Here is a 14,735-nt window from a genome sequence, read left to right on the forward strand (position 1 = left end):
GTGGCGGCGCGCTTACCGCGCGCGTGACGGTACAGCAAGTGCGGATGCGGCCGGCGCGCGTGCGCGGCGGCTCGACAAGCGGGGTATCGGCCCATATCAGCCGGGCATGACTCACCCGCTCGTCGCCAGTCTCGGCCTGTCGCCACATCCCGAGGGCGGCTGGTATCGCGAGACGCTGCGCCAGCCCGCACCGGACGGCGGTCGCGCGCTCGCCACCGCGATCCTGTTCCTGCTGGATGCGGGCGAACGCTCGCACTGGCACCGGGTCGATGCCGCCGAACTGTGGCTATGGCACGCGGGATCGCCGCTGACGCTGCGGATCGGGCACGACGAACTCTCGCTCAGCGGGGAACAGCCTCAGGGTCTCGTCCCGGCGCACGCCTGGCAATCAGCCGAGGCGCGCCACGGCTGGGCGCTGGTGAGTTGCGTGGTGACGCCGGGATTCGATTTCGCCGGCTGGGAACTGGCGCCGCCCGGCTGGTCGCCGCCGCGATGAGCGATGGCCTGCCGATGCCGCGGCGCCTGCTCGCGATCGGCGCGGTGTCATGCGGGTCGGCGCTCATCATGATCGATGGCAGCGTCGCCAACGTCGCGCTGCCGACGATCGCGCGCGATCTGCGCGTCGACAGCGCCTCGATCGTGTCGATCGTGACGATCTACCAGTTGATCCTGGTGATGCTGCTGCTCCCCTTCGCGGCGCTCGGCGAACGGCTCGGGCTGAAACGGATGTACCAGATCGGGCAGATGGTGTTCACCGTCGCGACCATCCTGTGCTTCTTCGCCAAGAGCCTGCCGTTCCTGCTGATCGTGCGTGCCGCGCAGGGCATCGGCGCGGCGGCCGCGCTCAGCGTGTCGGCGGCGCTGATCCGCTCGGTCTATCCCAAGGCGCAGCTCGGACGCGGCCTCGCGCTCAACACCGTCGTCGTCACCAGCGCGAACGCGCTCGCGCCGACGCTGGGCGGGCTGGTGCTTGCGGTCGCGCCGTGGCCGTGGGTGTTCGCAAGCGCGGTGCCGTTCGCGATCGGCTCGTTACTGCTCGGCCGCGCGCTTCCCAAGGCCGAGCCGCGCGAGACACCGTTCGACGTGCTCGGCGCGGTGATGTGTGCCGCCATGTTCGGCCTGGTGATCGGCGGCGCCGAGACCGGCATCCACGGTGACAGCCCGGTCGTCTCGGGTGCGATCGTCGCGGTCGGCGTCGCAATCGGCGTGTTCTTCGTGCGGCGCGAACGGAATGAAGCCAACCCGATCCTGCCGATCGACCTGCTCGCCCGCCCCGTGCTCGCGCTTTCGGTGCTGAGTTCGTACACCGCGTTCGTCGCCTCGATGACGCTGCTGATCTCCTTCCCCTTCCGCATGCAGCATGAATTCCACATGAGCCCGGCCGAGGTCGGCGCCGCGCTCGCGCCGTGGCCGCTCACCAACATCTTCGTCGCGCCAATGGCGGGCTATCTGTCGGACCGGGTGCCGGCGGGCGTGCTCGGCGGGATCGGCATGACGATCACCGTCACCGCTCTGTGCCTGCTCGCCTTCCTCCCGCCCGATGCGACCTATGTCGACATCGTCTGGCGAATGATGCTGTGTGGCGCGGGCTTCGGGCTGTTCCTGCCCCCCAACGCGCGGCTGATCGTCGGCTCCGCGCCGCCACACCGCGCGGCGGCAGCGGGCAGCCTCGTCTCGACCGTGCGGCAGGTCGGCCAGACCACCGGCGCGACGTTGGTCGCGACGTTGCTCGCCTTCGGGGTCGGCGGCGGACGCACGCCGCCGCTCGTCGCCGCCGGGCTGGGCGTGGTGGCGGGTCTGTGCAGTGTGGCGCGGCTGCGCCCCTCGATCCGCAATGCCAAGCCGTTCGAAACCGACGATGGGAAGGCCCGCCAGCCATGATCCGTACCGTGTCTCTCGCGCTCGCCTGCTGCGTGGCGGCCTGCGCCCCCGCCGTGAAGCACGACCCGCGCCTGTCGAGCGCACCGCTCGCCGAGCGGCTCGCCGCGGCCGATGCGAACACCGGTGCCGCGATCTTCTCGCGCTGCGCGGCGTGCCACACCGTCACGCAAGGCGCGGGCGACCGGGGCGGCCCGGCGCTCTACGGGGTGGTCGGACGGCCGATCGGGCGCGGCAGTGACCGTTTCAACTATACCGCCGCGCTCGAGGCGGTCGGCGGGGTATGGACGTTCGAACGGCTCGACGCGTGGCTCACCGATCCCCGGCATTTCGCGCCCGGCACCAACATGATGTTCGCGGGTCTACCCGATGGCATGGACCGCGCCGACGTGATCCGCTTCCTCAACGAAAACGGCTCGAACCTGCCGTTACCGACGCCTAGCCCGAACAGCCGACCAGCCCGGTGACCGGCACCACCACCCCGTCCTTGCCGTCGCGGTCAAGCCGAAGCGCGCCATCGGGAACCGCCGCCCCCTTCACCAGATCGCCGCGCGTCTCGATGGTGAGATCGAGAGTCGCGTGAATACCAGCCGCGGCATATTCGGTCGTCTCGCTCAGCCCGAAATTGGCCGCGCCACGCTGCGCGGTCCGTGGCAGGTCGATGATCGCGCCGTCGAGCGACAAACGCAGCCGCCCCGGTTCGGCGGAGGCCACCGCAACCAGGTTGCGCTGCTCGGTCGCGGTCCACAGATACGCCGCGCAACCGGTCGCGGGCAGATCCTGCTTGGGCAGCACGTCGAGCGGCAAACCCGCGATCTGCGTGGCGGCGAGCAGGAGGATCATGGACGCGTTCATGCCCCCGAACCTAGCAGGAACAACCACGCCGGATAAGCCGCGACCGCGAGCAGCGCGCCGAACGGCAGACGATCGTCGAGCCGCGCCGCCCGCCCGCGTACCGCGCCGGCCGCGACGATCGCGAGCCCGGCCAGCGCGGCGAGAAACAGCACCACCGGCAACATCCGCCAGCCAAGCCACAGGCCAATCGCGCCGAACATCTTGGGGTCGCCCCCGCCCAGCCCTTCGCGACCTCGCGCGGCGCGATACGCGGCCGCGATCAACCATAGTGCGCCGAAGCCCGCCGCGCCCCCGATCAGCCGATCGGCAAGCGGCGGCATGACCCCGATCACCCCGGCGCCCAGGCCGGCGACCGCCAGCGTCAGCGTCAGCACGTCCGGCAACCAGAATTCGGTCACATCGAGCGCGGCGAGCGCGAGCAGCAACCAGCCGAACACCGCCCCCGCCAAGGCGGCCGGCCCCGGTGCCGCAAGTCCTGCCGCCACGCCGATCGCGAGCGCGACCGCTTCCACCCGCCAGTGCAGCGGGTCGATCGCCGTGCCGCAACGCCGGCACCTGCCCCGCGCCAGCGCCGCGCTGAGCAGCGGCACCAGATCCCGCGCGCCCAGCACCGCGTCGCATCCGTCGCACCGCGAACGTCCGCTGGCCACCGAGCGTCCCTGCGGCCAGCGGATCACTACCGTCGCGACGAAGCTGCCGATCACCGCGCCGAGCAGCCCGAGCAGCAGCGGCCAGATCAGCAACTCAGCCATTCGGCTTCTTGCGGATCAGATAGCGATAGGCCCCGAACAGATCGATCACCAGCAGCACCACGTTCTGCGTGCCGAGCGCCGCATCCCGCGTCAGGATCGCGCCGCCGATCCACGCGAGCGCCGAGACCGCGAACAGCACCTGCCCCCATCCCGTCAGCCGCCGCCCGAGATCGAGCGACACCATGCCCGCCGCGATCATCCCGCCGCCCGAAGCGGTCCATTTCAGCGCGGTGGTGAGTGTATCCATGGCGCCGCCGTAGGGCCGCACGCCGTCGCGCGCCAGATTGATATGGAGCAAGCGCCCGCGTCACTCGGCGGCTCAGGCGCCGAGATCGAGCGTGAAGTAGCGGCTGAAGCCGGTGTCGGAATAGTCGGCAAACGGCGGGCATGCGATGAACCCGGCTTGCGCATACATCGCCCGCGCGGCGGCGAAGGCCTGGTTGGCGCCCGTCTCCAGGCTCAGCCGCCGATAGCCGGAGGCTCGGCCTTCCGCGACGAGATGCGCCAGCATCGTGCGACCGACACCGCGACGCAGATGCGCGGGTGCGACACGCATCGACTTGAGCTCGCCATGCGCCGCGTCGAGCCGTTTGAGCGCGCCCATGCCGAGCAGCGCATCGCCCTCCCATGCCGTCCACAGCGTCACCGCGGGATCGCGCAGGCCCGCCAGGTCGAGCGCGAACACCGCGCCTGGCGGAGAGTTCGCGAACGCGGCGCGCAGATGCGACTCGACGAGATCGACCACGGCCGCCCGCGAGATATCGTCACGTTCGAACCGGATCGCAGGCGTGTTCAGGGTAACGTCTCGTTGGGCTCGACGCCCCACAGATGGATCGCCTCGACATACCCGCCCTGCCCGTGGACGTCGAAATAGCACCATCCACGCGAGCATTTGCTCAGCCGCCCGACCACGCCTGGGGCGGCGCGCCAGCGCACCCGCGCGCCAGCTTCGGGCTGGTCGAGCAGTTCGGCCTGCGCGCCCATCACGAAGCCGGTGCGCACCTCCTTGATGAGCGCACCGAGCATCCAGCCCTGCGTGCCACCGGGGTCTTCCACCTTCAGCCAGTTGCCGTGATCGTACACGTCGAGCACCTTCACCGGCAGATCGGCGCGCTGGTACAGCCAGATCGCCGGATAGGTGCGGCCCGGCCCGGTGCGCATCCGCGCCTTCGCGGCGGAGATCGAGGCGTAATATGGCGTGCGCTTCTGCACCAGCGCGCCGATCGCGGGCGTGGCCACCGCGATCGCCGCGATCATCAACGCACGTCTGCCGAACCAACCCATATACGCCCCTACTCCGGATGCGATCTGCTTAGCGCGTGCAGCAAGCAGGCTTCAACAGCGTTGACGCGGAGCCGCTGCTTCGCCAAGCGCGATATATGCCCGAAACGAGACGCGTCGCGCACCCGAAGGTCATCGTAACGCGCGAACTCACCGAAGCGGTGATGGCGCGGATGGAGCAATTGTTCGACACCACGCTCAACCGCTTCGACCGCAAGATGACGCGCGCGCAACTCGCCGAGGCGATGGCCACCTGCGATGTGCTGGTTCCCTCCGTTACCGACACGATCGACGCCGGGCTGATCGCGGGCGCGGGCGAGCGGCTCAAGCTGATCGCCAATTTCGGTGCGGGCGTGAACCACATCGACCTCAAGGCCGCGCGGGCGCGCGGCATCATCGTCACCAACACCCCCGGCGTTCTGACCGAGGACACCGCCGACCTGACGATGGCGTTGATCGTCTCCGTACCGCGCCGGCTGGCCGAGGGCGAGAAGCTGGTGCGATCGGGACAGTGGACCGGCTGGAGCCCCGGCGGGATGCTTGGACACCGCATCGGCGGCAAGGCGCTCGGCATCATCGGCATGGGCCGGATCGGCCAGGCGGTCGCCCGGCGCGCACGCGCCTTCGGCCTTTCGATCCATTACCACAACCGATCCCGTCTGCCCAAAGTGCTCGAAGGCGAACTCGGCGCGCAATGGCACGCCAATCTCGACGCGATGCTCGGAAGCATCGACATTCTGACGATCCACACGCCCCTCAATGCCGACAGCAAGGACCTGCTCGACGCCGAGCGGATCGCGCTGTTGCGCCCGCACGTGTACCTCATCAACGCCTCGCGTGGCGGCATCGTCGATGAAGAGGCGCTGGTCGATGCGCTGGAGGCGGGGCGGCTCGCCGGCGCCGGGCTGGACGTATGGCAGCACGAGCCCGCGATCGACCCGCGCCTGCTCGCGCTTCCCAACGTGGTGATGACCCCGCACATGGGTTCGGCGACGTTCGAGGGCCGAATGGCGACGGGCGAGAAGGTGATCCGCAACATCCGCGCCTGGGCGGACGGGCACCGTCCGCCGGATCAGGTGCTTGAGGGCTGGGCCTGACGCGTCACCGCAGATGCGGCAGCCGCCATGCTCCGAGCAGCGCGGCGGTTCTCAAGGCGAAGATGGCAAGGCCGGCAATCGCGCCGGCCACGTCCTTGCGCAGTTTGAAACGCTGCATCAGCACGACCATCAGCGCCGCACCCGCCAGCGCGGCGGTGGCATAAAAATCCTCGTCCAGCACCCGCGGAACCCGCGCACTCAACACGTCGCGCAGGATGCCGCCGCCACAGCCATTCACCGTCGCGATCACGACCACACTGGCGCCGTTGAGCTTATAATCCAGGCTCTTGCGCGCGCCCGCGACGGCCGCGAGCGAGAGGCCGACCCCCTCGAACACGTCCACCGCCAACGGTGGAGTGAGATCGCCCACCCGGCCCAGCGCAAGCGAGGCCGCGACGATCGTCACCGTCGCCGCGAGCGCCAGCGCCGCATAGCGCCAGTCCCGGAAGGACGCAGGAGGATGCTCGCCGAGCAGAAGGTTGCGGATGACGCCTCCGCCGACCGAGCCGACAAAGGCCAGCACCAGAATACCGAACAGATCGAAATCCGCCTGCACCCCGACCAACGCGCATTCGGCCGCGAGCACGAACGTGGCGGCGAGATCCACCGTGGTGAGCACCGTGTCGCGGATGCGACCACCAACGGGTGCGGCGGACGCCACCACAGGAGCATCTACGCCGTCGCTCAAAGGATCGCGGCCCGCTTGGTCAGCGTCATGACAATCCTCCCCTATTTTACCTGAGCATAAGCCACCAACTGCCGCCAACAATCAAGGCCGCTGCGTGGCTCCATGATCGCGACGATGCCACAGCACGCCGAGCGCCCCCGACATCCCTACGCGACCAACTCGACCAGTGCCTGGCTCGTCAGCGCCTCCGAGCACAGGAACCCCTGGTATAATTGGCATCCTTCCTTCGCGAGCAGTTCCAACTGCTCGGCGGTCTCCACCCCTTCCGCGATCACGGTCAGCCCCAGCGAGCGCGCCATGTCGATCACGCCGCGCACCACCACGCGGTCGCGGGGCGTACCGGTGATGTCCTGCGCAAGCTTCTTGTCGATCTTGAGGTAATCGAGCGGCAGCGCCTTGAGATAGGCGAGGCTCGAATAGCCGGTGCCGAAATCGTCGATCGCGATCCGGCAGCCGGCGGTGCGCAGCGCCGAAAGCAGCGCCGCCGCCACGCCAAGATCCTCGATCAGCCCGCTCTCGGTGATCTCCAGCGTCAGCCGGGAACGCGGAAATCCGCTCGAATCGACCCGGTCGAGAAACAGGTCCGTAAAGCCCGGCCGGGCGATATCCGCGGCCGTAAGATTAAGCGAAAGGCGCAGAGCGCGCAGCGCCGCCGGCCAGGCGACGGCACGCTCCAGCGCGACGCGCTGGATATGGTCGGACAGCGCGATTTCGAGATCGGCACGCGCGGCGGCGGCGAACAGCGTCTCGGCGCCGATCGTGCCGAGCGTGGCATGCTCCCAGCGCGCCAGCGCCTCGACACCCACGATCGCAGCGCTCGACACCGACACCTGCGGCTGAAACAGAACCTCGATCTCGCCCCGTTCGATCGCGCGATGGAGCGCCACCGCGAGCGCGTCGATCGGTGCCGCGTCGCCGCGCGCCTCGGCGACGCGCAGCGTGGCGCTGTCCGAATCCCGCGCATCGGCGAGCGCTTCGCTGGCCCGGCGCAGGAGCGCGGCGGCGTCGTCCTCGATCTCGCCTTGCGCGACCCCGATCCGACACCCAAGCACGGCGATCGCGTCGCCCGCGACGAATGGCCGCGCCAGTTCGCCGGCGATCCGTTCCGCAACCAACTCGATGCGGGCGCGCGGCGCGCGCGCGGCGACGAGGAAGGACGAGCCGCTCAACCGCGATATCAGAGCTCCGCGCCCAAGCACGTCGCGCACCACATCCTCGATCCGTTTCAGCGCGGCGCGCAGCAACGTATCTCCGGCGGTCCGCCCATACGCCGTATTGACCATGTCGAAGCGGTTGAGCGCCACCAGCATCGCGTGGAGCGGCTCGGCACCCCCTTCGCGCAGCCGCCGGCTGATCCAGCGCCGGGCGCTGCCGGCATCACGCGCGCCGGCCAGCGCCTCGCGCAGTTCGGCGGTCGGCTCGGGCGCGCTGCCGAGCACCTCTACGATCGCGTCGATGCGTCGCGCGGCCGCGTCGAAATGCAGATGCTGCACGACCCGGCCAATGCCGGGCATGTCATGCGCGAAGGCGGTCGTCGGGCGCACCGGCGACAGGCGCCGCAACGCCGCTAAAGCCGCCTTTCGTTCCGCCGGGTCGATGCGGCGCAACATGGCGGCACGGGCGGGTCGCTCGGAGGCGCCGAGCAGCCGCGCCAACGCCGGCGTCAGCAGCATCGCGCGCGGCTCCAAATCGAAACGCCAGCCGAGCGGCTCGGCGATGCCGCTCGCGCGCCACTCGCCGGCCATGCGCTCGGCATGACGCGCAGCATATCGCAGCGCCTGGATGAATTCGGTCTCGCCGAACGGGCTCGACAGAAAATGCGTGGCCCCAGCCTCGTAGAGCGCGCCGATCGCCTCATGGTCGCCCCGCGAGACGAGTGCCAGCATCGCGCCGCCATTCGCTTCGATCGTGCCGCCCAGCGTACGTGCGCTGGCGAGCCCGTCGTCGAGCGCGCCGCGCGCGTCGACCACCACGACTGCGGAGCCACTGGCGAGGAAGCGGCGCTCAACCCCCGCCGCACGCCGCGCCGCCACGACTTGCCACCCTGCCGCGCCCGCCAACGCGGCGAGTTCGTCACGCTGCCGAAACGAGAGGATGAACAGCGGCGCAGCTCCGGCGGAGATGCCGGAGCCGATGCGCAAGCCATCTTCGTCCACGCCCGTTCCCTGCCCCACCACGCTGCCCGATCGACCGTGAAATTCCCTTCTGCCTTGGCACACGTCAAAGAAGAAGCGCAAAAATCGCAACCCCTTGTTCGGCGGCGCAGGAAGGCTTAGCTCCATGCGATGCCCGCGCCCGCAGCCCTGATCGATCGCCACGGACGCACGATCAGCTATCTGCGCATTTCGGTGACGGACCGCTGCGACCTGCGCTGCCGCTATTGCATGGCCGAGGCGATGACCTTCCTGCCCAAAGCGGCGCTGCTCACACTGGAAGAGATCGCGGTGATCGCCGAGCACTTCATCGCGCGCGGCATCACCAAGATCCGGCTGAGCGGCGGTGAACCACTGGTACGGCGCGACGTGATCGAACTGGTCCGCAGGCTCGGGCGGCATATCGGGCGCGGTCTCGACGAGTTGACGATGACCACCAACGGCACGCGCCTCGCCGACCATGCCGAGGCGATGGCGGCGGCGGGGATGCGGCGCGTCAACGTCAGCCTCGACAGCCGCGATCCCACGACCTTCCGCCACATCACCCGGCACGGCGACGTTTCGCAGGTGCTCGCGGGCATCGCGGCGGCGCGCGCCGCCGGGCTGGCGGTCAAGATCAACATGGTCGCGCTCAAGGGTCTCAACGCCGCCGAGATCGTGTCGATGCTGGAGTGGTGCGTCGATCAGGGGCACGACCTCACGCTCATCGAGACGATGCCGATGGGCGCGATCGACGAGGACCGCACCGATCGCTTCCTGCCGCTGACGGCGGTGTTCGACGATCTCGCCGCGCGCTTCGCGCTGGAACGCGATCCGCGTGGCAGCGGCGGACCGGCCCGCTATTGGCGCGTCGACGGCACCAAGACCCGGCTGGGACTAATCTCGCCGCTGACGGGCAATTTCTGCGCTACCTGCAACCGCGTGCGGCTGACCACGGAGGGGTTGCTCTACACCTGCCTCGGCCATGACGATTGCGTCGATTTGAAGCGGGTGCTGCGCACGGACGGCGTCGGCGCGCTGGACGCCGCGCTCGATTCGGCGATGGCGAGCAAGCCCGAACGCCACGACTTCGACATCGCCGCAGCGGCCCCCGCCGTCGCGCGCCACATGAGCGTGACCGGCGGCTGAGATGGACCACGGTGCCGCGCCACAGAAGCGGGCGCTCGTCGCCTCGCCAACCGCGCCCGCGCAAGAGGCCGCCGCCGCGCTTGCCGATTCATACGACTGGGTGGCACCGGAAGAGGCGGACCTGATCGTAGCGCTCGGCGGCGACGGTTTCATGCTCCAGACGCTGCACGCGATACTGGAACGCCGCAAGCCGCCGATCCCGGTGTTCGGCATGAATCTCGGCACGGTCGGGTTCCTGATGAACGAGTGGCGTCATTTCGATCTCGACGGAAGGCTCGCCCGCACCAAGCCCTTCAAGGTCACCGCGCTGTCGATGACCGCGACCACGATAGACGGTGCGGTCCACACGCTCCCCGCGATCAACGAAGTATCGATGCTGCGCGAGACACGGCAGACCGCGAACCTCGAAGTCACCGTCAACGACCGGGTCGTACTGCCCGAACTGGCGTGCGACGGGATTCTCGTCGCCACGCCGGCGGGATCGACCGCCTACAATCTTTCCGCGCAAGGCCCCATCCTGCCGCTCGGCTCCGCGCTGCTCGCGCTCACCCCGATCAGCCCGTTTCGTCCACGGCGCTGGCGCGGCGCGATCCTGCCCGACAAGGCGCGGATCGTCGTGCGCGTGCTCGATCCGGGCAAGCGCCCCGTAAGCGCCGTCGCCGACCAGCGCGAGGTGCGCGACGTCGCCTCGGTCGAAATCGCGATCGACCGCTCGCGCGAACTGACCCTACTGTTCGACCCCGAACACGCGCTGGACGACCGCATCACGATGGAGCAATTCGTCGCATGATCAAAAGAGGGGTTGCATCGCCGTTTCAGCCGGTTATAGAGCGCCTCCACGCTGTTCCCTGATAGCTCAGCGGTAGAGCTCTCGACTGTTAATCGAGCGGCCGTTGGTTCGAATCCAACTCAGGGAGCCAGCGGAAACCCGCAGAAATGCGTGGTTCCAAGCGGCGGTGCGACGCACGGAATGAACCGCCGTTATTACACGCACTACGACGTCGCCGTTCCGCTATCAGACGCGTCGAGCCGCGATTTTACGAGTAGTTCTCCGAATGCCCGAACTGGCATTTCAGCGAAGAACGCTCGGCGCGGCGAGTCCATGCTGGGTCCTTTCAAATTTGCCGGCGTGGTGCCAGCGAACAGCCGCATCCATCGTCGGGCAGGGTTGGCAAGCTCGATAATTTGCTCGCTCCTGTCGGCGTCCCAAGGCACGGGGGTTGGTGTGAAATGCCGCCCCCCGCCCCCAGGGCCGCGACTTCCTTTTCCGAAGCCGACAGCGCCAGTCTGATCGTTACCGCTTTGGTAACCAGCGGCGACCCGCAAAGCCGACAATAAATGAAACGTTTCACATAGCAGTAACAGACCGGTGTCACTTGCGCTCTCGAATCGAATCACGGGAGGCATGATGATCATTTCGAGCAGTTCGCGGACTTCGCTGTGGGAGGCCGCAATCGGGGTTGTGGCGGTTTGCCTCGCCCAGCCCGCTCGCGCGCAGGATGCGGCCCCCGCCCCGCCCGCTATCGACCGATCAGCGCAAGAGTTGCCGGACATCGTCGTCACCGGGCGCAAGCTTGGCGCCGGCAGCGCGCGTGCGACCTTCAATCTCGACCGCAACGACATAGAGGACCGGCCGCTCGGCGCAGACATCACCCAGAGCTTGGCCAAAGTGCCCGGCGTCAAGGTCTCGACCGGCGACGCGCGTGGCGGTTCCTTCTCTTTCGAATTGTTCCTGCGCGGACTCAACAAGGAGCAGATCGGCCTGACGCTCGACGGTATCCCCACAGGCGACGCGCGCTTCAACGGCGGATCGCCGCCTCAGCGCTTCATCGAGCCGAGCAACGTCGGCAGCATTGTCGTGTCGCAGAGCGCGGGTGACATCGGCGCGCCGTCCCGCTTCGCGCTAGGCGGCTTCATCGATTTCCGCACTGACGACCCGGCCAGCGCGGCGGCGATCACGGCCGAGGCCGGCGTGGGCAGCAACGCCTTCACGCGCGAATATTTGCGGGTGGATACCGGCGAGCTGACCGGCAATGTCTCGATGTACGCCAGCTATTCGCATCAATATAACGACATCTGGGCCGGCCCGAACGCGCGACGCGCTTACCGCGACCACGGCGAGTTCAAGGCGGTGAAGCGCTTCGACAATGGCTCCTTCCTCAAGGCGCGGGTGTCGTACAACAGCCAGTTCGACAACGACTTCAACATCGTCACGCTGGCGCAGTTCAGGGCCAATCCGAAGAGCGATTATCTAAGCGACGCGCTGACCGGCATACCCAATCAGGATCTGAACTATGGCGGCACGTTCGGCGGCGCGCGTCGCGACTTCCTGGCCTATGTCAACGGCAAGCTCGTCGCCGGCGATCACGTGACGGTCACCGTCAATCCGTATTACCAGACACTCGACGGTTATTCGCTCAGCTACCAGAACCGCCACCGTCAGCTCGCCGGCAACGATCCTTATGCCGTGCTCGGCTATAACGCGACCGGCGGCGCTATCCGCCCGGCGCTCGCCACCACCTCCAATCCGAATGTCTATGGCGGCCCGGCCGACATGCGCGTCACACCCCGCACACGCGAGCGCTATGGCGCCACCGCCGAACTGAAGGTGAGCGACCTGATCCCGCGCAACACCGTCCGCGTCGGCGTCTGGTACGACGGCGGTACATCGACGGAGGAACGCGACTACTTCCCGATCGTGCCCTCGACCACACGATTGTCATGGCAGGGCGGCCGGCCCTCCTACGTGCTGTATGACCGCTCGACCTCGATCTCGACGTTGGAGGTCTATGGTCAGGATTCCGTGCAGCTCATTCCCGACATGCTGCGGATCGATGCCGGGCTGACCTGGTATCATGTCCGCTACAAGGCACGCTCGCCGCTGGAATATGCGGCGCGCCTCGATTTCACGCAGGACTCGCCGGTCCAGCCCAAGCTCGGCTTCAGCCTAACGCCCGTGCGGCATATCGAGCTGTTCGGCGGCTATGCCAAGAATTTCTCGGGCATCCCGGAGGATGCGTTCCTCGGCTCGACGGCGATGATCCAGCCGGGCGACCTCAAGCCGCTCCAGTCGAGCAACGTCGATGGCGGGGTGCGCTACACGAATGGAAACTACGCCTTTTCGGTGCAGGCCTTCCACGTCCATCTGAAGAACGGCGTCGGCATCGTGCCCAACGACCCAACCGTGACCGATCCGATCGATATCCAGCGCGGCAACGTCGCAACGCGGGCGGCGACAATCCTCGGCCAGACGACCAACGGCGTGGAGGTGACAGGGCTGGCGACCGGCCGGTGGTACGATCTTTACGCATCCTATTCCTATCAGCGCGCGACCTATGACGACGCCGCGCCGGGCTCGCGCGACCGGCTCAACCTCGCCTCGGTCGGCATCATCGCCGGCAGCGACGTGCGCGATATCCCGCGCCATAGCGTCTATGCCGAGGCTGGCCTCAAGCCGTTCGCGGGCGTGCGGGTGGAGGGGCATGTGCAATATATCAGCAGCCGGGTCGGCGGGGACATCATCGCGCCGACCACCTATCAGGAAGTCGCGATCGATCGCATTCCCGGCTATACGCTGGTCGGCGCCTCGGCCCGCTATACCTTGCCGCAGATCGGGCCGCTCAAGGCGGCGTCGATCCAGCTCAACGTCGATAACCTGTTCGACATTGGCTATATCGCATCGGTCACCAGCGCGACCGCGACCGCGACGGAAACCGGCCTGCCCGGGCGTTCGCTGGGGCGCTACTTCATCGGCGCGCCACGGACGGTGACCGCGTCGTTCCGCGTGCGGTTCTGAGCGGTGCGCCGGCCATGCTGTCTCGACGCGCTACTCGCCCTGGCGGCATGGCTGCCCGGCAGTGCGGATGCGTCGTCACCGGACGCGCCGAAGGTGATCGAACGCATCGTCTTGCCTCCCAGCGCGGCCGGCGAGGCGGTGGGCGGTATCTCGGGGATCGACTATGACCGCCGGCGACGCGCGTGGTTGTTGATCAGCGACGACAAGTCGCAGCACGGACCCGCCCGGCTTTACCGCCTGCGCCTGACCCGGATGCGACCTTCCCTCGCCCCCGTACTGCTGCGCGACGAACGGGGAGGGGTCTATCCAGCGCCGGGGTCGGGCAAGGAAGCCATCGACGGCGAGGCGATCCGCCTGACCCCGGACGGGCAGCGCTTCGCCTGGTCGAGCGAAGGGGACGCGGAGGATGGATTCGGGCCGGCGGTGCGGATCAGCGATGCTGGTGGGCGCGTGCGGGACAGCATACCGCTTCCCGCCGCGATCAAGACCGACGGCCGGCCGAACAGGACGGTCGAGGGTCTGGCATTCACGCCCGATCACGCGCTCTGGGTGGCCATGGAGGCGCCTCTGCGGCGGGACGGGCCGGCGGCGGACATCGATCACGCGGCGCTGGTCCGCTTTACCCGCATCGCCCCCGGTGCGCCGCCCAGGCAGATCGGCTATCGCGTCGATCCGATCGTACGCCAGCGCCCGAACCGGCTCGCCGACAATGGCGTCAGCGAGATCCTCGCGGTCGACGATGATCGGCTGCTCGTGCTGGAGCGCTCGGGCGAGCAGCAGGACGATGGCCGCTTCGCCTTCCATTGCCGCCTATACCTCGCCTACCTGCGCGGCGCCGATCCGGTATCGCTCACCGCACCACTCGATCCCTCGCGCGTCAGGGTCGCGACCAAGCGCCTGCTGGTCGACTTCGACCGGCTGATGCCCACCGGCTCGGGCAACCTCGAAGGCATGGCGTGGTGGCCCGGCGCGCATGGACGGCACCGTCGGCTCGTCCTCGTCAACGACAACAATTTTGCGCCCGACGAGGCCACCATACTGACGGTGATCGAGCTTCCCCCACTATCGCCGCTATCCAGAGATGGCCTTGGCTGATCCCGCCGCCGC

General features: G+C 68.3%; 15 protein-coding genes and 1 tRNA gene. 9 read left to right on the forward strand and 7 right to left on the reverse strand.

Translation table 11 applies throughout. From position 1 onward, the window contains the following. Window positions 1-106 precede the first annotated feature (106 nt). The 3 genes from BLS81_RS05635 to BLS81_RS05645 are packed head-to-tail and all read left to right on the forward strand — an operon-like array spanning window position 107 to window position 2,345. The gene (locus tag BLS81_RS05635; RefSeq protein WP_093221947.1) at window positions 107-496 is read left to right on the forward strand and encodes a cupin domain-containing protein; all 390 of its coding nucleotides are present in this window, start codon (window positions 107-109) and stop codon (window positions 494-496) included. Further along, window positions 493-1,881: an MFS transporter gene (locus BLS81_RS05640; protein ID WP_093221949.1), complete on the forward strand. Its 1,389-nt coding sequence runs from the start codon at window positions 493-495 to the stop codon at window positions 1,879-1,881. Before BLS81_RS05635 ends, BLS81_RS05640 begins: the two co-directional genes overlap by 4 nt. Beyond that, window positions 1,878-2,345, forward strand: a complete 468-nt coding sequence (locus tag BLS81_RS05645) for a c-type cytochrome (RefSeq protein ID WP_093221951.1) — start codon at window positions 1,878-1,880, stop codon at window positions 2,343-2,345. Before BLS81_RS05640 ends, BLS81_RS05645 begins: the two co-directional genes overlap by 4 nt. On the opposite strand, the gene BLS81_RS05650 is transcribed toward BLS81_RS05645, so the two are convergent. Genes BLS81_RS05650 through BLS81_RS05670 form a run of 5 tightly spaced genes read right to left on the reverse strand, consistent with a single transcriptional unit; the run spans window position 2,317 to window position 4,769 of the window. Next, window positions 2,317-2,733: a hypothetical protein gene (locus tag BLS81_RS05650; protein WP_093221954.1), complete on the reverse strand. Its 417-nt coding sequence runs from the start codon at window positions 2,731-2,733 to the stop codon at window positions 2,317-2,319. The two genes, BLS81_RS05645 and BLS81_RS05650, sit on opposite strands and share 29 nt — an antisense overlap. After that, window positions 2,730-3,485, reverse strand: coding sequence for a prepilin peptidase (locus BLS81_RS05655; protein ID WP_093221958.1), 756 nt, complete (start codon window positions 3,483-3,485; stop codon window positions 2,730-2,732). The genes BLS81_RS05650 and BLS81_RS05655 overlap by 4 nt, the downstream gene beginning before the upstream one ends. Continuing rightward, window positions 3,478-3,783, reverse strand: coding sequence for a hypothetical protein (locus BLS81_RS05660; protein ID WP_256326086.1), 306 nt, complete (start codon window positions 3,781-3,783; stop codon window positions 3,478-3,480). The genes BLS81_RS05655 and BLS81_RS05660 overlap by 8 nt, the downstream gene beginning before the upstream one ends. Before the next feature lie 21 nt (window positions 3,784-3,804). Further along, on the reverse strand, window positions 3,805-4,230 hold the full coding sequence (locus tag BLS81_RS05665; protein ID WP_256326087.1) for a GNAT family N-acetyltransferase: 426 nt from the start codon (window positions 4,228-4,230) through the stop codon (window positions 3,805-3,807). A 47-nt stretch (window positions 4,231-4,277) separates the two neighbouring features. After that, entirely contained in the window at window positions 4,278-4,769 is a 492-nt protein-coding gene (locus BLS81_RS05670; protein WP_093221963.1) for an SH3 domain-containing protein, read from the reverse strand. A gap of 95 nt (window positions 4,770-4,864) precedes the next feature. Here BLS81_RS05670 and BLS81_RS05675 point away from each other — a divergent pair, with 95 nt between their 5' ends. Continuing rightward, window positions 4,865-5,863, forward strand: coding sequence for a 2-hydroxyacid dehydrogenase (locus tag BLS81_RS05675; RefSeq protein ID WP_093222917.1), 999 nt, complete (start codon window positions 4,865-4,867; stop codon window positions 5,861-5,863). Window positions 5,864-5,867: 4 nt separating this feature from the next. Here BLS81_RS05675 and BLS81_RS05680 read toward each other — a convergent pair whose 3' ends face one another. Next, on the reverse strand, window positions 5,868-6,551 hold the full coding sequence (locus BLS81_RS05680; RefSeq protein WP_176787050.1) for a trimeric intracellular cation channel family protein: 684 nt from the start codon (window positions 6,549-6,551) through the stop codon (window positions 5,868-5,870). A gap of 146 nt (window positions 6,552-6,697) precedes the next feature. Then, window positions 6,698-8,707, reverse strand: coding sequence for a putative bifunctional diguanylate cyclase/phosphodiesterase (locus BLS81_RS05685; protein WP_256326088.1), 2,010 nt, complete (start codon window positions 8,705-8,707; stop codon window positions 6,698-6,700). 129 nt (window positions 8,708-8,836) lie between these two features. On the opposite strand from BLS81_RS05685, the gene moaA reads away from it, so the two are divergent. The 5 genes from moaA (at window position 8,837) to BLS81_RS05710 (ending at window position 14,723) form a co-directional block, all read left to right on the forward strand. Continuing rightward, window positions 8,837-9,832 carry a GTP 3',8-cyclase MoaA gene (gene moaA / locus BLS81_RS05690; protein WP_093221968.1) on the forward strand — a complete coding sequence of 332 codons (996 nt, stop codon included), beginning with the start codon at window positions 8,837-8,839 and terminating at the stop codon, window positions 9,830-9,832. A gap of 1 nt (window position 9,833) precedes the next feature. Then, window positions 9,834-10,622, forward strand: a complete 789-nt coding sequence (locus BLS81_RS05695; protein WP_093221970.1) for an NAD kinase — start codon at window positions 9,834-9,836, stop codon at window positions 10,620-10,622. A gap of 55 nt (window positions 10,623-10,677) precedes the next feature. Continuing rightward, window positions 10,678-10,752 (forward strand) — tRNA-Asn (locus tag BLS81_RS05700). Between the two features lie 623 nt (window positions 10,753-11,375). Next, a complete protein-coding gene (locus tag BLS81_RS05705; protein ID WP_256326089.1) occupies window positions 11,376-13,628 on the forward strand; it encodes a TonB-dependent receptor in 2,253 nt (750 codons plus the stop codon). Window positions 13,629-13,721: 93 nt separating this feature from the next. Further along, window positions 13,722-14,723 carry an esterase-like activity of phytase family protein gene (locus tag BLS81_RS05710; protein WP_176787052.1) on the forward strand — a complete coding sequence of 334 codons (1,002 nt, stop codon included), beginning with the start codon at window positions 13,722-13,724 and terminating at the stop codon, window positions 14,721-14,723. The last annotated feature ends 12 nt before the right edge of the window (window positions 14,724-14,735 follow it).

The sequence above is a fragment of the Sphingomonas sp. NFR15 genome (genome assembly GCF_900103265.1).
Taxonomy (GTDB): Bacteria; Pseudomonadota; Alphaproteobacteria; order Sphingomonadales; family Sphingomonadaceae; genus Sphingomonas; species Sphingomonas pollutisoli.